Genomic DNA, 18,588 nt, shown 5'->3' with positions numbered 1-18,588 from the left:
CAAACACAGAGCTAGACGACCAGGGAAAACAGCAGGCCAGGACCGTCGAGCAGAAGCGCAGAAGGCCCCAGGCAACGCAAAAGCACCCCGAGCGAGCGGGGTGCACTTTTACGTGAAGGGTGGACTAGCGGTCGTCGTCCTCATCCCAGTTGGCGTAGTCGGCGTACTGGTCGTCCACCTCGGAGTCGTCGTCATCCCACCTGCGGCCCGGGGTCTTCCCTGCAAGCTCGCGTTGGAGCGAGGCGAGATCCATTTCAGGAGTGTTGTACTTCAGCTGGCGAGCAACCTTGGTCTGCTTGGCTTTTGCGCGTCCGCGGCCCATGGCGTGACCCCCTTGAGGTGGTTCTGGGCGGCCCATGTGTGGGCGGCCTCTTATGATTCTTCGTTATTTTCCTGTAGGACACTATAGCTTGAGTATCTTAAAAATGCCCCTTAGGTGTCCCACCTGCGGTTATTTTGGCGTCATGCCGCCACGACGAAGCTGATCAACGGCTTTGCGGCCCGCACGTTCACCCTCATCTTGTGGCAACGAGGAGGGGTCGACGGAGGCTGCAGCGCCCTGGATTTCCAGGGGAACCTCCAACGCGGAACGCTTCACTAGGGCGAGAGCCACCGGACCTTCGTCGGCATCGTGCACGACGGTGCCAAGCCGGCCCACGTTGCGCCCGCCGGCGGTGATCTCCGAACCGGGCACCGGCTCCTCGGGGGCAGAGCCGTCGAGTTGGAGTTTGACCAAAAGCCTGGGGGAGCGGCCGAGGTTTTCCACGCGAGCAACGGTTTCCTGCCCGCGGTAACACCCCTTTTCCAGGTGGACGGCACCGATGTGGTCGCCACGATTGATGAGGTAGGGGGCTTCGTGGGGGATGGAGCGCTCGTCGAGGTCGGCGCGCTGCTCTGGCTCGCCGGCGGCGACGCGCAGGGCGGTAAACGCCATCAGACCGGCCAGTGGAAACTGTTCGGCGATCGCGTTGAGTTGCTCGCGGGGGATAGCGACGTCAGTGCGGCATACCCCACCCCAGCCATCAATCACGCGGGTGAACACGGCGCCCTCAACCTGGGCAGCAGCAGGGCCGAGCAGCGTGACCACAGCAAGGTCGGTTTGCTCCACGGTCACCTCGGACCAGAACACCATGCGCTGCAGATAGGTCAGCAGGCTTTCTGCCTGGTAGGAGGGGGTGTCCAGGTAAAACACGCCATCGGTTACGGCGATATCGGCGTGGTGCAGGATGCGCCCCTGTGCGTTGAGGTCGAGGGCGGAGGCGGTGAACCCGGAGGTGGCGTCGTCAAGCTTTTGCGATAGCAGGTTGTTGAGGAACCCCGGCGCATCAGGGCCGGACACCGCAATGACGGCGCGGTTGGAGCGGTCGACGGCGACGGTATCTCTGGTGGCCTTGCGTTGTTCCCCCAGCGGATCGCCGTAGTGCCAGGCGACGCCGGTGGCGTCGAGAAGCGAATCGCCCGGAAGCTCCGCAGCACCCGGCTTGGCCAAAAGAACCGATGCGTAACCCATGGGCGCCTATCATAGGGGGCATTATGTCTATTGCACCGCTCGCGCCTGCGCCCGTGATCTACCTCGTCGAACCGTACGGCGGGTCCGTACGCCGCCAAAACACCAACATGCCCCACGTGTTCTGGGACGATGCGGTGGTCACGCGCGGCGATGGGATCTTTGAAAGCATCCTCATTCGAGATGGCAAACCGCTCAACCTGGAGAAGCATCTCGAGCGCTTCGCCCGGTCGGCGGAACTGATGGATCTGCCGGAGCCGGGCGCCGCCCACTGGGAGCGCGCCACCGAGGAGGCGGTCGCCGATTATTGCCGTGAGCGCGGCGGCACCGAAGGCGTGGAAGCGAAGTGCGTATGGACGCTCTCACGCGGCCGTGAAACCACCGGCGTTGCAACTGCTTGGCTGACCATACGCCCGCTTGACGACGACACCCTGGCACAACGCGAACGCGGCGTCTCTGTGCTCACTACCCCACGCGGCTACACCGTCACGGGCGATGCGCCGTGGATGCGCGAAGGCGCGAAAACGCTCAACTATGCGGCGTCGATGGCGGCGCTGCGTTGGGCGAAAGCCGGAGGCGCGGACGATGTCATCTACATCGATCCCGACACCGGCCGCGTGCTCGAGGGGGTGACCTCGTCGGTGGTTATGGTGAAGAAGGGTGGCCGGTTGCGCACACCGGCACCGGGGCCGGGCGTGCTGGCCGGCACCACCCAAGCCGCCCTGTTTGAATACGCCGCCGAGCAGGGGTGGAAGTGCAAGGCGAAGGACATCTACCTCAACGAACTGTTCAAGGCGGAGTCGGTGTGGCTGGTGAGCTCGACGCGCATCGCCACCCGGGTCAAGCGCCTGGACGGCAAAAAGCTCCCCGCTCCCGACAATGAAGCCGAGATCAAGGAGCTGATTTCCGCGGCGCTGAGCTAACCGGCCCTAGCCCGCGATGCGCTTCAACTCTGCGGACATGTACGGCACCATCTCGCCGTTGACGGCGCGCTCGTCAACCCAGCCGAGGTTGTTGTTCGGCATCAGGCCGTAGAGACGCTTGCCCGGGCCGTGGGACTCAGGGCCGGTCTCCGTTGCGATGGTGGAGGCGCTGGTGAGCTGCCATGCACGCTCGTTGACAGGCGCGCCGTACATGATCTCAACCAAACCGCGGGAGTTGGTCAGGGTCACCTCGATTTCGTCCTTGAGAGAGATGCGCCAGAAGCCGACCTCGCGCTGGTCGGCGCCGGTGGCGTTGCCGTCCTCGTCGAGACGCCACATGCGCGACTCGAAGCGGAGGTAATTCTCACCGTCGTGGGAGACAACAAGGCGCTGGCCGAAGGCGTACTCATCGCCGTTGTCGTTGGCCTGGCCGGAGCCGGTCCACACGCCAACCAGCGGCAGGAGTGCGAGCAGGCCGTCGTGCAGGCTCGGGCCGAAGCGCAGGTTTGCGGTGTCGTCCTCGAGCGGGAAATCCTCAAAGTCGAACGTCGGGATATTGCGGTGCGCGGTCGACTTGGACTGCTCGGACGCAAGGTTGACGGCGTCGTTGCCGCTTAAGGTGGCCGGTTTCGGCGTGTTCTCGGTGTTTTCTACGTTCTTTTCTTCACTCATGGTGTCCAAGGGTAGCTGTTTGTCCCATGGGGTTGAGGTCCGCCGGGGCAAAGGCGGTGTTGATGCGGTCGCGCGAGAACTCAATCGAACCGCCGCGCAACTGCACTCGGTCCGCTGGCCCGTCCAACGGCAGGGTGCGAGTGTCTAGGTCGAGAGTGAACGCGGCCTGGGTTTCGGGGGAGGTGTCGTCGATAAGTTTGCTGGGGCGCATCTGGAAGATGCCGTCGATCAGACGCAGCGTAACCACAACCGTCACCGGATCTTCTGTACCCGGAACCGTGCCGGTGAGCCGGGCCTCGCTTGCGGCCCCGCCTGCGGGGGAGATGTCGTATGGGTTCGCGATGTCCAGGTCCGTGATGCCGAGCAGGGTGCCGAACCCGACGCCGTCGAGGCGCACCCGGCGGCGCACAAGGCGTGCGGTGCCCGATTCGAACTCGCCCGAAAGCGCTTCGCGTGGGTTGTCGAGGGCGAGGTCGAACACGTCCACGCCGGTCGTCGCTACGCCTGGCCCATCGACGGCGGCATCGAGGTGTTCCACGCTCACACGTGAGACGTTGCCGGTGAGCAGCGACGCCGTGTACGGGAAACCACCCACGGACGCCTGGATGCCGGGTTGGGCGACGGTGCGCTCCACGTTTGCGGCCACGATCGTGTCAGCGCCAGCCAACACAGCCAGCGCCGCCGCCACGGCGACCGCCGCTTTCACACGTGCCCGCATCGTTTCCGCCCTCCGACGTACCCTCTAAGACATGACTGTCGACATCGTAAGCGCCACCCTGCCGGAAACCCTCGTCCGCCCCATTCTGGATGCCGCCCAATCCGAGGACGGCGTCGCCGCGTTCTCCGAGGCGTTCGAGCGCGGGCTTTTCGACGACACCCTCAACCACACCCACCTCATCGCCAAAACCGGCGATAAGACCGTGGCGGTCGCCGGCATTGCAGAAGACGGCTCAACCGAGCTGGCCGTCCACCCAGAGCACCGCCGCCACGGCTACGGCCGCGCGCTGGTCCAGGGAGTGCTGGAGCGCAACGCCGACGCTGGATTCTGGGCTCACGGCGACCTGCCCGCAGCGCAGGCGCTGGCACGCGACCTCGGGATGGAGCCAGTGCGAGAACTGCTGGTCATGGGGACTGCGCTGGATGCTGACATGAAGGCGGAAGTGCGCGAGGGCTACGAGCTCGTGCAGTACCCGGAGTTGGTGTCGCGGTGGGGGCGTGAGGTCGTCGATAAGCAGTGGCTCGAGGTGAACAACGACGCGTTCTCCTGGCACCCCGAACAAGGCGGCTGGGACATCGCGCAGCTGCACCGGGCGATGGACACCGACTGGTTCGACGCCGACGGCGTGTGGTTCCTCATCGCCGGCGATGAGATTGCGGGCTTCCACTGGACCAAACGACACCCGGATGGCACCGGCGAAATCTATGTCGTCGGCCTCTCCTCGAAGCACCGGGGGGAGGGAATGGGGGGACCGCTGATTCAGGCCGGACTGAACTACCTCGCGGAGTGCGGATCCTCGCAGGTCATCCTCTATGTCGAAGGCGACAACGAGCCGGCGGTAAAGCGATACCGCCAGCTCGGCTTCGATACTCGCGAGCGCCACGTGGTCTACAAACCGGCCTCCAAAAAATAGCGACTGACCTGCGGTGTTAGCCAGGATTTTACGAGTTCACCAACAGTTCACCCAATCAGCAACCAGGGATTAACCGGCGCTGTCTAGGTTTTGTGTCGTAAGTGATCGGACATCTGCCTGGTGTTCCGGACCGAACAGTTAAATACCTGAAAGGTTCCCCGTGATTCGTAACTTCAAGCGCACCGCCGCAGTCATCGGCGTCGTAGCAGCCTCCTCCGCCACCCTCGTCGCTTGCGGCGGCTCCAACGACACCGAAGGTGCAGCAGGTACCGAAGCGGAATCCACCGCAGCGGCCGAAAAGGGCGACTACGAGCTCTACGGCCAGCAGGGTGACATCCTCGCTGAGGGCGCATCCTCCCAGCAGAACGCCATCGACTACTTTGCCTCCGTCTACTCCGCAGAGGTCCCGGGTGCTTCCATCGCCTACACCCCGTCCGGCTCGGGCGCTGGCCAGAAGAACTTCATCGCCAACCAGGCTGTCTTCGCAGGTTCTGACTCGCCGCTGAAGGACGACCAGGTTGAGGCTGCTGCACAGCGCTGTGGCGGCAACGAGGCATGGCACCTGCCGTTCGTCATCGGCCCGGTTGCTATCGCCTACAACCTCGAGGGTGTCGACGAGCTCAACCTCACCGTGGACAACATCGTCGAGATCTTCCAGGGCGTCATCAAGACCTGGAACGACCCGAAGATCGCAGAGGCTAACCCGGGCGTTGAACTGCCGGACACCCCGATCAACGTCTTCTACCGCTCCGACGAGTCCGGCACCTCCGACAACTTCCAGAAGTTCCTCGCAGCCGCATCCGACGGCAAGTGGGAGTCCTCCGGCAAGGCGTTCCCGAACGCAGTGGGCACCGGCGCCAACGGCTCCTCCGGTGTGGCACAGGAAGTCTCCGCTACCGACGGTTCCATCACCTACGTCGAGGCTGGCTTCGCTGACAAGAAGGCCAACATCGACTTCGGCAACGGCCCGGTCGAGCTGACCAACGAGTCCGTGGCGAAGACCCTGGACAACCTGACCTTTAAGACTGAGGGTCACAACATGGTCGTCGACGCCGACGCCCTGTTCGCCACCGATACCGCCGGCGCTTACCCGCTGGTGCTGACCACCTACGAGATCGTCTGCTCCGCGGGCTACGACGAGGCAACCTCCAAGATGGTCAAGGACTTCCTCAACATCGCCCTCGACCACCAGGATGCAGAGCTCGAGGCTGAGGGCTTCATCCCGGTCACCGGCGCACACGCTGAGCGTCTGCGCGAGGCGATCAACGCCATCCAGTAAGGCCAACTAGCGAACGACCCCCGACTGAACACAGTGACATCGGGGGTTGATTGCTGTAGACCACCCCTGTTTCTCTCCATTTATCTCAAGGATCCGAGCACATGGCTGACAATGACGTTGCGGTAGCGGAACGCACCGCACGGAACTCCGGACGCGTGAAGCGCCCCGGAGACCGGTTCTTCGAAATCTTCTCCACAGCATCTGCAACGCTGATCACCGTCCTCGTTGCTGCCATTGGTATCTTCCTGCTCGCGCAGGCGCTGCCACCGCTGATGCGTAACGACGGCGGCGTGCTCGGCTTCTTCACCTACGGTGGCCCGTGGCAGACCGCAGACCTGGACGCGATGCAGTTCGGTATTCCGAACCTGTTCTTCTCCACGGTGACCATCTCCATCATCGCGCTGATCATCGCGATGCCGGTCGCCCTCGGTGTTGCACTGTTCTTGTCCAACTACTGCCCGCAGCGCCTCGTGCGCCCGCTGGGCACCCTGGTGGACATGCTCGCAGCCGTGCCGTCGATCGTGTACGGCCTGTGGGGCGCACAGGTGCTCGGCCCGAAGCTGGGCAAGTTCTACGAGTGGGTCAACAGCTGGGGCGGCGACTTCTTCCTGTTCGCCACCTACCAAAACTCCCCGCCGTTCTCCACAGCCCGCAACGTCATGACCGGTGGCATCGTGCTTGCCATCATGATCCTGCCGATCATCGCGGCAACTGCCCGCGAGATCTTCGTCCAGACCCCTCCGGGACAGATCGAGTCTGCGCTCGCACTGGGTGCGACGCGCTGGGAGGTCATCCGTATGACCGTCATCCCGTTCGGTCTGTCCGGCTTCATCGCAGGCTCGATGCTCGGCCTCGGCCGCGCACTGGGCGAGACCATGGCGCTTTACATGGCGGTCGCACCGGCGAACGATTTCCGCGGTTCGCTTTTCGACGGCGGCACCACCTTCGCAACCGCCATCGCCAACGCCGCTGCCGAGTTCAACAACCCGGTGTCCGCCGGCGCCTACATCGCAGCAGGCCTGGTGCTGTTCCTGCTGACCTTCGTCGTCAACTCGATCGCGCGTGCGATCGTCAACAAGAAATAAGGAGCGGAGCGAAACATGTCTACTGCAGTATCCAAACCGGCTGAGACAGCCCGCCCCGAAAACCCATTCATCGACATCGCCTCGAGCCGCAAAACCACAAACTCCATCATGGGTGGACTCATGTGGTTCTGCATGTTCCTCGCACTTATCCCGCTGTTGTGGCTGCTGTTTACCGTGGTCTCGCGTGGCTGGCACGCCATCGTGGACCCGGCGTGGTGGACCTCCGACATGGTCGGCGTCCGCGCGTCCAAGGAGGGCGGCGGTGCGCTGCACGCGATCATCGGTACGCTCATGCAGACCCTGATTGCGTCGCTGTTCTCCATCCCGATCGGCGTGTTCACCGCGATCTACCTGGTTGAATACTCCAACGGCAACCGTTTGGGCCGGCTCACCACCTTTATGGTGGACATCCTTTCCGGTGTGCCGTCGATCGTTGCAGCACTGTTCGTCTACGCCCTGTGGATCACCATCCTGGGCCAGCAGCGCTCCGGCTTCGCCGTTTCGCTCGCGCTGATCCTGCTCATGGTGCCGGTCGTCGTGCGCAATACCGAAGAGATGTTGCGCGTCGTGCCGATGGACCTGCGCGAAGCCTCCTACGCACTCGGTGTGCCGAAGTGGAAGACCATCATGCGCATCGTGCTGCCGACCGCCCTGTCGGGCATTGTCACCGGCATCATGCTGGCAATCGCCCGCGTCATGGGTGAGTCCGCACCGGTGCTGATCCTCGTCGGCTCCACCCCGGCAATTAACTGGTTCGACATGTTTGACAAGCCGCAGTCCTCGCTGCCGCTGTACATGCTGGACATGTGGAAGTCCGGCGCCACCGGCCCGGCCAACGACCGACTCTGGGGCGCAGCACTGACGCTGGTCATCCTCGTTGTCACGTTGAATCTGCTCGCACGCTTCATCGCGAAGCGCTTCTCGGTCAAGAAGTAACCACCCGCCCGCGTCCCCAGTCAGGAGAACTCACAGATGTCCACCAAGCTCGAACTCAACGACGTCAACATCTACTACGGCGACTTCCACGCCGTACAGAACGTCAACATGCAAATCCCCGCCAAGTCGGTCACCGCGTTCATCGGCCCGTCCGGCTGCGGTAAATCCACCGTGCTGCGCACCATCAACCGCATGCACGAAGTCATCCCCGGCGCTTCCGTCAAAGGCCAGATTCTTCTCGATGGCCACGACATCTACGGCAAGAACGTCGACCCGGTCGCCGTGCGCAACACCATCGGCATGGTGTTCCAGAAGGCAAACCCCTTCCCAACAATGTCCATCGAGGACAACGTCGTCGCGGGCCTGCGCCTGGCGGGGGAGAAGGACAAGAAGAAGCTCAAGGAAGTCGCGGAGCAGTCCCTGCGCGGCGCGAACCTGTGGGATGAAGTGAAAGACCGTTTGGACAAGCCGGGCGGTGGCCTTTCCGGTGGTCAGCAGCAGCGCCTGTGCATCGCCCGTGCGATCGCCGTGCGTCCTGAGGTGCTGCTTATGGACGAGCCCTGCTCGGCCCTCGACCCGATTTCCACCCTTGCAGTGGAGGACCTCATCCACGAGCTGAAGGATCAGTACACGATTGTCATCGTGACCCACAACATGCAGCAGGCAGCGCGCGTGTCCGACAAAACCGCGTTCTTCTCGCTCGAGGCCACCGGCCGCCCAGGCCACCTGGTGGAGTTCAACGACACCACCACGATCTTCGAAAACCCGGAGCAGAAGGAAACCGAAGACTACATCTCCGGCCGCTTCGGCTAAGGCTTGCGGAACTTGCGCTCGATGGTGGCGAACTTCTCCAGATTCTCGTAATCCGGTTCGTCCCGCTGGCGCAAGTACGCCTCAGGCCTCAGGCCGGTGACCAGAAACACCATCTGGCCGGCAATATCTACGCAGCGGTCCGCGTAGCGCTCGTAGTAGCGCGAAATCATCGACAGGTCGACGGCCTCGCGAGTGGAGTATTCCCACTCCCGGTCGGAGACCAACGTGCTTAAGAACGCGCGCATGTCGTCGACGCCCTCGTCGATAGTGTGCAGCTCAACTGCCACATCCGGATCCGGATCATCCAACAATGCTCGGGTGGTGGCACCCATCGCAGCCACCAACCGGGTCATTTCCTCGACGTAGCCGTGCAGCGGCGGCGGATACACCGACGCGGGGTGGCGCTGGCGCACCAGGACTGCAATGTTGCGGGCGAGCGAACCCATGCGTTCGAAATATTCCACTAGGTGGATCGCAGCCAGCACCTGACGCAGGTCAGTCGCCACAGGGTTCTGCAGAGCGAGCAAGCGCATGCTTCGCTCCTCACACCGTTCGCCGATTTCTTTGAGTTCGTCGATCAGGGTCAGGGCCGTTTCGGCGTCATCAAGCGACTGCTCAAGAAGGCCCTTCGACGCGTGCCCCATGATGGTGCGCACCGTGTCGCACATGGTCATGAGGTCCTGGTTAAAGGCCTCCAGAGTCTCTCGGTAGGCGGCTCTCAGCATGCGCTTCATGCTACGCGCTCGCAGTTAACCACCGTTATTCTCAATTTCTGCACCTTCCGGCACGGTGTCGTCCTCCGGATCATCCAGCCACCCCTCCGGCAGGGCAATCTTGCCGGCAGAACCCTGACGGCCACGCGCGTCGTCTGCGTGTTCTGCCATCTCCTCAGAATCCGCGATGGGGGCGAGGCGCTCCTTCAACTCCGCAAGAGACGTCACTTGGGCAAGCGACTTGCGGAATTCCCCGCCTACCGGGAAACCACGCATGTACCAGCCGGTGTGCTTGCGGATGTCGCGGCACGCGTGGTGCTCACCGTCGTGCTCTGCCAACAGCTCTGCGTGGCGGTAGATGATGCTGGCTACCTTGCCCAGGGTCGGCTCCGGCGGGATCTCCTCGCCGCGCAACTGCGCGCCCAGTTGCGCGAACAGCCACGGGCGCCCAAGGCAGCCGCGGCCGACCTCCACGCCGTGGCAGCCGGTTTGCTCCATCATTTTCGCCGCATCGTCGGCGGCGAAGATGTCGCCGTTGCCGATCACCGGCACGCCGGTACCGTCCATGTGCTCCACAAGGCGGCCGATTTCGTCCCAGTGCGCCGCGCCCGAGTAACGCTCCGCACCAGTGCGGGCGTGCAAGGCAACGGCGGCGGCACCCGATTCGGCAGCAATGCGTCCGGCATCCAGGTGCGTGTGGTGGTCTGCGTCAATGCCGATGCGGAACTTCACCGTAATTGGAATGCCGGAGCCTTCCGCAGCGCGCACCGCGGCGCTGACGATGTTGCCGTACAGACGCCGCTTGTATGGGATCGCACAGCCTCCGCCCTTGCGCGTGACCTTCGGCACTGGGCAGCCGAAGTTCATATCCACGTGATCGGCGATATCTTCCTCGACGATCATCCGCACGGCTTCATACGTGAACTTGGGGTCCACCGTGTACAGCTGCATCGACCGTGGCGTTTCCACATCCGCGAAGGTGGTCATGTGCATCGTCTTCTCGTTGCGAGCCACCATCGCACGCGCCGTGATCATTTCGCAGACGTACAGCCCCGAGGACGTGCCGGTGAGTTCCTCCTCGATCTCCCGGCACAGCACACGAAACGGCATGTTGGTCACCCCGGCCATCGGCGCGAGGATGACGGGGGAGTTCAGATCGATGCCGCCGATAGTTAAGGCGGGGGCTGCGGTAGTCATAGTTCTGCCTATTGTTCACGCCCGTTGTCGCCCCGTCCAATCGTGGTTGCTACGCCCGTTCGGGGGTAATTTGGGCGTCGATAAGCATTTGCTTTGCGACGAGACCACACACCCTCATGGCAATGAGTGATGGGTCACAATATGGTGGGGGTGTTACCTGAACGGATTTAACAGGATTGAGGGAGATCACATGAGCGATCGTATTGCTTCCGCCAAGTTGCGTGACAAGGTCATGACCGCCGAAGAGGCCGTCCAGTTTGTCAACCACGGCGACAAGGTTGGTACTTCCGGCTTCACCGGTGCGGGCTACCCGAAGGCCATGCCGGCCGCAATTGCAGAGAAGGCAAAGGCCGCCCATGCGAAGGGGCAGGACTTCTCCATCGACTTGTACACCGGCGCCTCCACGGCACCGGAGTGCGACGGCGTCCTCGCTGAGGCAGGCGCGCTGCGTTACCGCATGCCGTACCAGTCTGACCCGACCATGCGTAACAAGATCAACGCTGGCGAGATGAAGTTCCAGGACATTCACCTGTCCCACTCCGGCATGATGGTCGAGCAGGGCTTCTTCGGTGACGTTGACCTCGCCATCGTCGAGGCAGTGCGCATCACCGAAGAGGGCAACATCGTCCCGTCTTCCTCTGTTGGTAACTCCGTGGAGTTCCTCAACGCAGCCAAGAAGATCATCATCGAGGTCAACTCCTGGCAGTCCGAGGAGCTCGAGGGCATGCACGACATCTGGCTCGTGCCGCCGCTGCCGAACCGTATCCCGATCCCGATCACCAAGGCCGGCGACCGCATCGGCAAGACCTACATCGAGATCGACCCGGAGAAGGTCGTCGCAGTCATCGAGACCAACGACGCTGACCGCAATGCACCGTTCAAGGCACCGGACGAGGTCTCCGAGCAGATCGCAGGCAACTTCCTCGACTTCCTGGAGAACGAAGTCAAGGCCGGCCGCCTCACCTACGACGGCTACGTTATGCAGTCCGGCGTGGGCAACGTCCCGAACGCCGTGATGGCAGGCCTGATGGACTCCAAGTTTGAGAACATCCAGGCCTACACCGAGGTCATCCAGGACGGCATGGTCGACCTGATTGACGCCGGCAAGATGACCGTCGCCTCCGCAACCTCCTTCTCCCTGTCGCCCGAGTACGCAGAGAAGATGAACAACGAGGCATCCCGCTACCGCGAGTCCATCATCCTGCGCCCGCAGTCCATCTCCAACCACCCGGAGGTCATCCGCCGCACCGGCCTGATCGCCTCCAACGGCATGATCGAGGCGGACATCTACGGCAACGCCAACTCCACCCACATCAACGGCTCCCGCCTGATGAACGCCCTGGGCGGCTCTGGCGACTTCACCCGCAACGCCTACATTTCCTCGTTCATCTCCCCGTCCGTGGCCAAGGATGGCGCCATCTCCGCAATCGTGCCGATGGTTTCCCACGTCGACCACACCGAGCACGACGCCATGGTCTTCATCACCGAGTACGGTGTCGCCGACCTGCGTGGCCTCGCCCCGCGTGATCGTGTGGCAAAGATGATCTCCATCGCCCACCCGCAGTACCGTCCGCTGCTGGAGGAGTACGTCGAGCTCGCCGCGAAGTGCAAGTACCAGGCAACCCCGCACGACCTGCGCCACGCCTTCGACTTCCACACCCGCATCCAGGAGACTGGCACCATGCTGAAGGAGAACTAAAACCTCCTTCCGGCGCGCGTGCAGGGCGATTACCGCACGCGCGCACATGGGGGCTACACTTAGCCCCCGCGGGCCTTTAGCTCAGTTGGTAGAGCTACGGACTTTTAATCCGCAGGTCGTGGGTTCGATCCCCACAGGGCCCACCGTGAGCCCCGGCTAACGCCGGGGCTTTTCGCGTTCTTGGGCCCCCTTCTGTGCCGGGTTGATGGGTTTGCGAGTGCCACAAGGTGGAACCAGCTAACCTGCGCGTATGGATATCAGTACCGCTACGCCCACGGCCGTCGGCATCGCCTTGGGGATCTCGTTGTTGGCCGGGCTATCCACTGGCTTCGGCGGGCTGATCGTCGCCCTGAAACGTGCTCCAGGCGCGGGTTTTCTCGCTGGGGCGCTTGGGTTCTCGGCCGGTGTGATGGTCTACATCTCGTTTGTCGAGCTGCTGCCTCAAGGAATCGAGGGGCTCGCTGAAGCAGGCAGCCCCCGTGCGGAACTCTGGGGCACCGTCGCCTTCTTCGCGGGAATCGGGCTGATCGCGCTTATCGACCGCCTCGTGCCCGAAGAGATCAACCCCCACGAAGAACCCTCGGAAAGTGGGGTCAGTAAAGCACAGTTACGCAACGTGGGCGTCCTCAGTGCCGTTGCCATCGCCATCCACAACTTCCCGGAAGGGTTTGCCACGTTTGCCGTAGCGCTCGCGGATCCGGCCCTTGCTATCCCTCTCGCGGTGGCGATTGCGATCCACAACATCCCGGAAGGCACGCGGTCGCGGTTCCTCTGCGGGAGGCCACTGGATCCCGCCGCAAAGCCGCCTGGTGGGCCACCCTGTCGGGCCTAGCGGAGCCGTTGGGTGCCATCGTGGGGTATTTGCTTCTCCAGCCGTTCCTGGGGCCACAGTCGCTCGGTATCACGTTCGCTGCAATCGCCGGCATCATGGTCTTCGTCAGCCTGGACAAACTGCTGCCCACAGCCATCCAAACCGGCAAACACCACACCGCGATTTACGGGATGATTGTCGGCATGATTGTGATGGCATTCCGTCTGCTCATTTTGCCGGGCTAGCAGGCTATTTGGAGGAAATGGCGTACCTACCTTATGATGAGCGGGCTGTCTTTTCAGCGCCCCCATCGTCTAGAGGCCTAGGACTCCGCCCTTTCACGGCGGCAACACGGGTTCGAATCCCGTTGGGGGTACGGCCCTGTGGCGCAGTTGGTTAGCGCGCCGCCCTGTCACGGCGGAGGTCGCGGGTTCAAGTCCCGTCAGGGTCGCCATCACGCCCCGAGGTTTTCCTCGGGGCGTTTTGCTTTGCGACGATGCCGTGCACGCAATCGTCGCAAAGCAACGCCCTGAAATAGTGATTGAGCAGGCGATTTGTCTGCCATGGTGAGGTCTGTGTAATGTATCAACTCGTGCAAGCGACAGTGTGAACACACTGAAGTGAGTGCGAAATAACAACATATTGGCCCTGTGGCGCAGTTGGTTAGCGCGCCGCCCTGTCACGGCGGAGGTCGCGGGTTCAAGTCCCGTCAGGGTCGCAGAACCGTAAGGTTCTGGCCAGATAGCTCAGTTGGTAGAGCACACGCCTGAAAAGTGTGGGGTCGCCAGTTCGATCCTGGCTCTGGCCACATCAGAAACGCCTCTTTCGCAATAATGCGGAAGGGGCGTTTCGCGCTATAGTCGGGCCCATGTCTGCAACACCTGAAAGCACTGTGCGCAAGAACGAGGCAGAAGGCCAGTACGAAATCCTCGTCGGCGACGAGGTCGCGGGCTACGCCACCTACACTGACCAAGACGGTGTCCGGGACCTGCCACACACCGTGGTGGATCCGAAGTTCCGCGGACAAGGCCTGTCCAAGCCTCTGATGAAATACGCGCTCGACGACGCACGCGCCGACGGCATGCTGGTTACCCCCACCTGCCCGGCGGTTGAGCGCTACATCGAAAGCAACCCCGAATACGCCGACCTCGTCGCGGCCGAAGACTAAATGATGTAGTCGCCCTTGTTGACGTAGCAGTCCGGGTCCACCAAACGCGCCCGCTCATCCGTCTTCCGGGGGCGAATCTTCGCCGGAATCCCCACGGCAATCGAATGGGGCGGCACATCCTTCGTCACAACCGCATTCGCGCCGACAGCGGAACCCTCACCGATAACCACGGGGCCGAGCACCTTCGCGCCAGCGCCAATAGTGACGTTGTCGCACACCGTCGGGTGACGCTTCGTTTGCGTAAGCACCTGACCACCCAACGTCACGCCGTGGTAGAGCATGACGTTGTCACCGATCTCCGCGGTCTCCCCAATCACGATCCCCATACCGTGATCGATGAAAAACTTGCGCCCAATCGTCGCGCCCGGGTGAATCTCAATACCGGTAAGGAAACGATTGGCCTGCGCCAAAATACGTGCCGCGCCCTTCCAGCCGCGCTTCCACATGACGTGGCAGACACGGTGCATCCAAATGGCATGCAACCCGGAATAGACAACAGCGTTCTCAACATCGCCTCGCGCCGCAGGATCATGATCGCGGGCGTTGGCTAGATCTTCGCGGATGGTCGACACCACAGATTTGGCCATAGAAAGCATGGCGTGCAGTGTACCAACCTGTTCATTTGGGCCGACAATAAAAATTCCCCTCCCTGCCAGCGATGGTGTGGTGGCGGGGAGGGGAGTCGTCGATAAGCAGATTAGTCGCGAATGTCCTCGTAGAGGATCGTGGAGACATAGCGCTCGCCGAAGTCCGGGATGATCACAACGATGGTCTTGCCCGCGTTCTCTTCACGAGCAGCCAGCTCGAGAGCGGCCTTCACATTCGCGCCGGCAGAGATGCCGCCGAGGATCGCATCCTTGACAGCCAGTTCGCGAGAAGTAGACACGGCATCCTCGTTGCTGACAGCGATGATCTCGTCGACAACCGTGCGGTCCAGCGTGCCCGGTACAAAGTTTGCGCCGAGGCCCTGGATCTTGTGCGGGCCAGCCTCGCCCTTGGACAGCAGCGGGGAAGCAGCCGGCTCAACCGCGACGGCCTTCACATCAGCCTTCTGCTCCTTGAGGTACTTGCCAGCGCCCGAAATCGTGCCACCGGTACCAACACCAGCGACGATGAAGTCAACCTCGCCGTCAGTGTCGTTCCAGATCTCCGGACCGGTGGTGGCGTAGTGGATCTTCGGGTTTGCTTCGTTCTCAAACTGACGGGCCAGGATAGCGCCCTCGTTCTTCTCGACGAGCTCGTTCGCCTTCTCCACAGCACCCTTCATGCCAGCGGCACCCGGGGTAAGCACGATCTCCGCGCCGTACGCGCGCAGCAGCACGCGACGCTCGGTGGACATCGTCTCCGGCATGGTCAGGATGACCTTGTAGCCCTTCGCTGCACCCGCGAGAGCGAGTGCGATACCGGTGTTGCCGGAGGTTGCCTCGACGATGGTGCCGCCAGGCTTGAGCTCGCCGGAGGCCTCGGCAGCCTCGACGATTGCCTTGCCGATGCGGTCCTTGACCGAGTTCGCAGGGTTGTAAAACTCGAGCTTCGCAAGAACTCGAGCCTTCGAGTTCTCAGTGATGCCCTGCAGCTCCACGAGCGGGGTGCCGCCGATGAGGTCGAGGACGTTCTTTGCAATCTTCGCCATGATGCTCCTTTAAACACGTTGATTGTTGGAGTTGCTGCCAGACAGCATACACGCCACGCTAGACAGGACGGTATAGATCTACTGAACCGATAGGTACGGGGGAGGGTTTGAAATTGCGACTTGCCCGATTGGGCTCGACTTTCCTGTGGCTCCATATCGGCGGGGCTAAATTTTGCTACCCCCGTTCGCGCGTTATGATGGTGAAGATTTTCGGCCAAGTTCAACTCCGGGTGAGCCCAAACGGGTGACCCCGGTTCGTGGAAGGCAAACAGGTATGACGATGGACGCGCAGCGCATCAAAGACGACGACGATGCGATCCGTGCGGCACTCACCGCGTTGAAGACCACGACGGGCATCCCCGTCGCCATGTACGGAACACTCATCGCGGACAACCGACTGCAGATCACCCAGTGGATCGGACTGCGAACCCCTGCGCTGCAGAACCTCACCCTCGATGCCGGCACCGGTGTCGGTGGTCGTGTGGTGAACACTCGCCGCGCCGCGGGTGTTTCCGACTACACACGTGCAAACACGATTTCCCACGAGTACGACAAGCAGATCCAGGACGAAGGACTGCACTCGATCGTGGCTGTGCCCGTCATTGTTAACCGTGAGGTACGTGGCGTCCTCTACGTCGGTGTTCACTCGCCGGTTCGCCTCGGCGAAAAGGTCATTGAGGAAGTCACGATGACTGCGCGTTGCCTCGAGCAAGAACTGGCAGTCAATGCAGCCCTGCGCTCAGGCGACGGGGCTGGCGACCGTGCAGGCGCCAAGGGCGGCCGTCAGATGAGCGGTGCCGAATGGGAGCAGGTGCGCTCCACCCACTCGAAGCTGCGCATGTTGACCAACCGTGTCGACGACGAAGACCTGCGCAAGGAACTTGAGCAGCTTTGCGAGCAGCTGGTTTCCCCAGTGCGCGTGAAGCAGACCACGAAGCTCTCCGCCCGCGAGCTTGACGTGCTGTCCTGTGTGGCGCTGGGTCACACCAACGTTGAAGCGGCCGAAGAGATGGGGATCGGTGCTGAGACGGTGAAGTCCTACCTGCGAAGCGTGATGCGCAAGCTTGGTGCTCACACCCGCTATGAAGCGGTGAACGCGGCACGCCGTATTGGCGCGCTTCCCTAACCCTTGACGTTCTGGAGCGCCCCGCAGAGTTCGGTACTGTTGTGGACGTGAAAGAACGTTTTTTGGTCACAGGTGGAACGCGACTCGAAGGCCTAGTGCACGTCGGGGGTGCGAAAAACAGTGTCCTCAAACTTATGGCAGCAGCGCTGCTGACCGAGGGCACGACGACACTTCGCAACTGCCCTGAGATTCTCGACGTCCCGCTCATGGGCGACGTCCTCGTCGGCCTTGGTTGTGAAGTGGAGATTGAAGGCGATGTCGTACGCATCACAACACCCGCTGAACTGTCCCCACATGCCGACTTTGACGCGGTCCGACAGTTCCGCGCTTCTGTGGCGGTGCTGGGGCCTCTCGTCGCAAGGTGTACTGAGGCGTACGTTGCGCTCCCAGGGGGCGACGCCATCGGTTCGCGCCCTCTGGACATGCATCAATCAGGGTTGGAAAAGCTCGGTGCGACGACCCATATCGAACACGGCGCGGTTGTTGCACGTGCTGAGAAGCTCCGCGGCGCCGCAATCGAGCTCGACTTCCCGTCGGTCGGCGCTACCGAAAACATTGTCACGGCAGCAGTGCTTGCGGAAGGTCGTACGACCCTGGATAACGCCGCCCGTGAACCCGAGATCGTCGATCTTTGCGACATGCTCAACGCAATGGGCGCGAATATCACTGGCGCCGGCACATCCTGTATCACCGTCGACGGTGTGGAGAAACTACACCCCACTGAACGGACGGTGATCGGCGATCGCATCGTCGCTGGCACGTGGGCATATGCCGCGGCCATGACGCAGGGTGATGTCACCGTTACCGGCGTCGCGCCTGGTCACCTGCACCTCGCATTGGCGAAGTTGAAGCTCTCGGGTGCCGAGGTGGAGACCTACGACAACGGCTTCCGCGTGCAAATGCGTCAACGCCCGAAAGCCGTCGACTATCAGACGCTGCCGTTCCCGGGCTTCCCAACTGACCTCCAGCCGATGGCGATCGCCCTGTCTGCAGTGGCAGACGGCGTTTCCGTCATTACTGAGAATGTCTTCGAAGCACGCTTCCGCTTTGTCGACGAAATGATGCGCCTTGGTGCCGACGCCAACGTCGACGGCCATCACGTAATGATCCGAGGCGTGGAAAGCCTGTCATCAACCGACGTGTGGTCTTCGGACATCCGTGCAGGTGCCGGTCTAGTTTTGGCTGGTCTTGTGGCAGACGGCGTCACCACAGTTCACGATGTGCACCACATCGACCGCGGCTACCCGGAGTTTGTTGAGAACCTCAACAGGCTTGGGGGTCATGTAGAACGTGTTAACGACTAGGCATTTACCCGCAGTAACCTGCGGGTTTGTGTTTATGTTTGGGTGTGTGTAACTTAATCCAAGTCAGCGAGACCGACAACGCCCCGCTGGA

18 protein-coding genes, 5 tRNA genes and 1 pseudogene are annotated in these 18,588 nt (G+C 62.2%); 16 read left to right on the top strand and 8 right to left on the bottom strand.

What is annotated here, in order from left to right; genetic code table 11:
* Positions 1-124: 124 nt before the first annotated feature.
* Together HMPREF3171_RS00605 and ygfZ are read right to left on the bottom strand one after the other, a co-directional pair.
* Complete coding sequence (locus HMPREF3171_RS00605; protein ID WP_070423032.1) at positions 125-322, bottom strand: DUF3073 domain-containing protein; 198 nt, start codon at positions 320-322, stop codon at positions 125-127.
* Between the two features lie 129 nt (positions 323-451).
* Positions 452-1,510, bottom strand: a complete 1,059-nt coding sequence (ygfZ, locus tag HMPREF3171_RS00600; protein WP_070482166.1) for a CAF17-like 4Fe-4S cluster assembly/insertion protein YgfZ — start codon at positions 1,508-1,510, stop codon at positions 452-454.
* Positions 1,511-1,533: 23 nt separating this feature from the next.
* Between ygfZ and HMPREF3171_RS00595 the strand changes: the two genes are divergently transcribed.
* Entirely contained in the window at positions 1,534-2,430 is an 897-nt protein-coding gene (locus HMPREF3171_RS00595; protein WP_070423034.1) for an aminodeoxychorismate lyase, read from the top strand.
* A 6-nt stretch (positions 2,431-2,436) separates the two neighbouring features.
* Here HMPREF3171_RS00595 and HMPREF3171_RS00590 read toward each other — a convergent pair whose 3' ends face one another.
* Together HMPREF3171_RS00590 and HMPREF3171_RS00585 are read right to left on the bottom strand one after the other, a co-directional pair.
* A complete protein-coding gene (locus HMPREF3171_RS00590) occupies positions 2,437-3,102 on the bottom strand; it encodes a heme-binding beta-barrel domain-containing protein (protein WP_070482164.1) in 666 nt (221 codons plus the stop codon).
* A complete protein-coding gene (locus HMPREF3171_RS00585; protein ID WP_070482162.1) occupies positions 3,095-3,820 on the bottom strand; it encodes an LmeA family phospholipid-binding protein in 726 nt (241 codons plus the stop codon). Before HMPREF3171_RS00585 ends, HMPREF3171_RS00590 begins: the two co-directional genes overlap by 8 nt.
* Before the next feature lie 31 nt (positions 3,821-3,851).
* Between HMPREF3171_RS00585 and mshD the strand changes: the two genes are divergently transcribed.
* From mshD to pstB, 5 genes are all read left to right on the top strand, one after another.
* The gene (gene mshD / locus HMPREF3171_RS00580; protein ID WP_070482161.1) at positions 3,852-4,733 is read left to right on the top strand and encodes a mycothiol synthase; all 882 of its coding nucleotides are present in this window, start codon (positions 3,852-3,854) and stop codon (positions 4,731-4,733) included.
* 160 nt (positions 4,734-4,893) lie between these two features.
* The gene (gene pstS / locus HMPREF3171_RS00575) at positions 4,894-6,012 is read left to right on the top strand and encodes a phosphate ABC transporter substrate-binding protein PstS (protein ID WP_070450740.1); all 1,119 of its coding nucleotides are present in this window, start codon (positions 4,894-4,896) and stop codon (positions 6,010-6,012) included.
* Between the two features lie 101 nt (positions 6,013-6,113).
* Positions 6,114-7,097 (top strand): phosphate ABC transporter permease subunit PstC, encoded by a 984-nt coding sequence (pstC, locus tag HMPREF3171_RS00570; RefSeq protein ID WP_083284753.1) that lies wholly within the window; start codon positions 6,114-6,116, stop codon positions 7,095-7,097.
* A gap of 15 nt (positions 7,098-7,112) precedes the next feature.
* Entirely contained in the window at positions 7,113-8,033 is a 921-nt protein-coding gene (gene pstA, locus HMPREF3171_RS00565) for a phosphate ABC transporter permease PstA (protein WP_070482159.1), read from the top strand.
* Positions 8,034-8,069: 36 nt separating this feature from the next.
* Positions 8,070-8,846 (top strand): phosphate ABC transporter ATP-binding protein PstB, encoded by a 777-nt coding sequence (gene pstB / locus HMPREF3171_RS00560; protein ID WP_070482157.1) that lies wholly within the window; start codon positions 8,070-8,072, stop codon positions 8,844-8,846.
* Here the strand turns inward: pstB and HMPREF3171_RS00555 are convergent.
* On the bottom strand, positions 8,843-9,568 hold the full coding sequence (locus HMPREF3171_RS00555; RefSeq protein ID WP_070423048.1) for a phosphate signaling complex PhoU family protein: 726 nt from the start codon (positions 9,566-9,568) through the stop codon (positions 8,843-8,845). The genes pstB and HMPREF3171_RS00555 overlap by 4 nt on opposite strands.
* Positions 9,569-9,595: 27 nt before the next feature.
* The gene (gene dusB, locus HMPREF3171_RS00550; RefSeq protein ID WP_070482155.1) at positions 9,596-10,756 is read right to left on the bottom strand and encodes a tRNA dihydrouridine synthase DusB; all 1,161 of its coding nucleotides are present in this window, start codon (positions 10,754-10,756) and stop codon (positions 9,596-9,598) included.
* 190 nt (positions 10,757-10,946) lie between these two features.
* Between dusB and HMPREF3171_RS00545 the strand changes: the two genes are divergently transcribed.
* From HMPREF3171_RS00545 to HMPREF3171_RS00510, 8 genes and pseudogenes are all read left to right on the top strand, one after another.
* Positions 10,947-12,455: an acetyl-CoA hydrolase/transferase family protein gene (locus HMPREF3171_RS00545; RefSeq protein WP_070423043.1), complete on the top strand. Its 1,509-nt coding sequence runs from the start codon at positions 10,947-10,949 to the stop codon at positions 12,453-12,455.
* A 70-nt stretch (positions 12,456-12,525) separates the two neighbouring features.
* Positions 12,526-12,598: transfer RNA gene (locus HMPREF3171_RS00540), tRNA-Lys, on the top strand.
* A gap of 107 nt (positions 12,599-12,705) precedes the next feature.
* Positions 12,706-13,511: pseudogene (gene zupT / locus HMPREF3171_RS00535) on the top strand (zinc transporter ZupT).
* 58 nt (positions 13,512-13,569) lie between these two features.
* Positions 13,570-13,642: transfer RNA gene (locus HMPREF3171_RS00530), tRNA-Glu, on the top strand.
* Between the two features lies 1 nt (position 13,643).
* A tRNA-Asp gene (locus tag HMPREF3171_RS00525) sits at positions 13,644-13,720 on the top strand.
* 190 nt (positions 13,721-13,910) lie between these two features.
* A tRNA-Asp gene (locus HMPREF3171_RS00520) sits at positions 13,911-13,984 on the top strand.
* A 17-nt stretch (positions 13,985-14,001) separates the two neighbouring features.
* Positions 14,002-14,074, top strand: a tRNA-Phe gene (locus tag HMPREF3171_RS00515).
* 60 nt (positions 14,075-14,134) lie between these two features.
* Complete coding sequence (locus HMPREF3171_RS00510; protein WP_070423045.1) at positions 14,135-14,434, top strand: GNAT family N-acetyltransferase; 300 nt, start codon at positions 14,135-14,137, stop codon at positions 14,432-14,434.
* Here HMPREF3171_RS00510 and epsC read toward each other — a convergent pair.
* Positions 14,431-15,021: a serine O-acetyltransferase EpsC gene (gene epsC, locus HMPREF3171_RS00505; RefSeq protein ID WP_070423046.1), complete on the bottom strand. Its 591-nt coding sequence runs from the start codon at positions 15,019-15,021 to the stop codon at positions 14,431-14,433. The genes HMPREF3171_RS00510 and epsC overlap by 4 nt on opposite strands.
* A 110-nt stretch (positions 15,022-15,131) precedes the next feature.
* Positions 15,132-16,067 (bottom strand): cysteine synthase A, encoded by a 936-nt coding sequence (cysK, locus tag HMPREF3171_RS00500; protein ID WP_070482153.1) that lies wholly within the window; start codon positions 16,065-16,067, stop codon positions 15,132-15,134.
* Between the two features lie 280 nt (positions 16,068-16,347).
* Between cysK and ramA the strand changes: the two genes are divergently transcribed.
* Positions 16,348-17,193: an acetate metabolism transcriptional regulator RamA gene (ramA, locus tag HMPREF3171_RS00495; RefSeq protein WP_070482170.1), complete on the top strand. Its 846-nt coding sequence runs from the start codon at positions 16,348-16,350 to the stop codon at positions 17,191-17,193.
* 47 nt (positions 17,194-17,240) lie between these two features.
* Entirely contained in the window at positions 17,241-18,497 is a 1,257-nt protein-coding gene (gene murA / locus HMPREF3171_RS00490) for a UDP-N-acetylglucosamine 1-carboxyvinyltransferase (protein ID WP_070482168.1), read from the top strand.
* Positions 18,498-18,588 lie beyond the last annotated feature (91 nt).

This window comes from Corynebacterium sp. HMSC08F01, assembly GCF_001807545.1.
In the GTDB taxonomy this organism is placed as follows: domain Bacteria; phylum Actinomycetota; class Actinomycetes; order Mycobacteriales; family Mycobacteriaceae; genus Corynebacterium; species Corynebacterium coyleae.
This window is presented reverse-complemented; position numbering and strand designations above follow the sequence as displayed.

What these genes read in the sequence shown, in the direction of transcription:
- HMPREF3171_RS00605 (WP_070423032.1), bottom strand. Translation starts at nt 322, where the DNA reads ATGGGCCGCGGACGCGCAAAAGCCAAGCAGACCAAGGTTGCTCGCCAG.
- ygfZ (WP_070482166.1), bottom strand. Translation starts at nt 1,510, where the DNA reads ATGGGTTACGCATCGGTTCTTTTGGCCAAGCCGGGTGCTGCGGAGCTT.
- HMPREF3171_RS00595 (WP_070423034.1), top strand. Translation starts at nt 1,534, where the DNA reads ATGTCTATTGCACCGCTCGCGCCTGCGCCCGTGATCTACCTCGTCGAA.
- HMPREF3171_RS00590 (WP_070482164.1), bottom strand. Translation starts at nt 3,102, where the DNA reads ATGAGTGAAGAAAAGAACGTAGAAAACACCGAGAACACGCCGAAACCG.
- HMPREF3171_RS00585 (WP_070482162.1), bottom strand. Translation starts at nt 3,820, where the DNA reads ATGCGGGCACGTGTGAAAGCGGCGGTCGCCGTGGCGGCGGCGCTGGCT.
- mshD (WP_070482161.1), top strand. Translation starts at nt 3,852, where the DNA reads ATGACTGTCGACATCGTAAGCGCCACCCTGCCGGAAACCCTCGTCCGC.
- pstC (WP_083284753.1), top strand. Translation starts at nt 6,114, where the DNA reads ATGGCTGACAATGACGTTGCGGTAGCGGAACGCACCGCACGGAACTCC.
- pstA (WP_070482159.1), top strand. Translation starts at nt 7,113, where the DNA reads ATGTCTACTGCAGTATCCAAACCGGCTGAGACAGCCCGCCCCGAAAAC.
- pstB (WP_070482157.1), top strand. Translation starts at nt 8,070, where the DNA reads ATGTCCACCAAGCTCGAACTCAACGACGTCAACATCTACTACGGCGAC.
- dusB (WP_070482155.1), bottom strand. Translation starts at nt 10,756, where the DNA reads ATGACTACCGCAGCCCCCGCCTTAACTATCGGCGGCATCGATCTGAAC.
- HMPREF3171_RS00545 (WP_070423043.1), top strand. Translation starts at nt 10,947, where the DNA reads ATGAGCGATCGTATTGCTTCCGCCAAGTTGCGTGACAAGGTCATGACC.
- HMPREF3171_RS00510 (WP_070423045.1), top strand. Translation starts at nt 14,135, where the DNA reads ATGTCTGCAACACCTGAAAGCACTGTGCGCAAGAACGAGGCAGAAGGC.
- epsC (WP_070423046.1), bottom strand. Translation starts at nt 15,021, where the DNA reads ATGGCCAAATCTGTGGTGTCGACCATCCGCGAAGATCTAGCCAACGCC.
- cysK (WP_070482153.1), bottom strand. Translation starts at nt 16,067, where the DNA reads ATGGCGAAGATTGCAAAGAACGTCCTCGACCTCATCGGCGGCACCCCG.
- ramA (WP_070482170.1), top strand. Translation starts at nt 16,348, where the DNA reads ATGGACGCGCAGCGCATCAAAGACGACGACGATGCGATCCGTGCGGCA.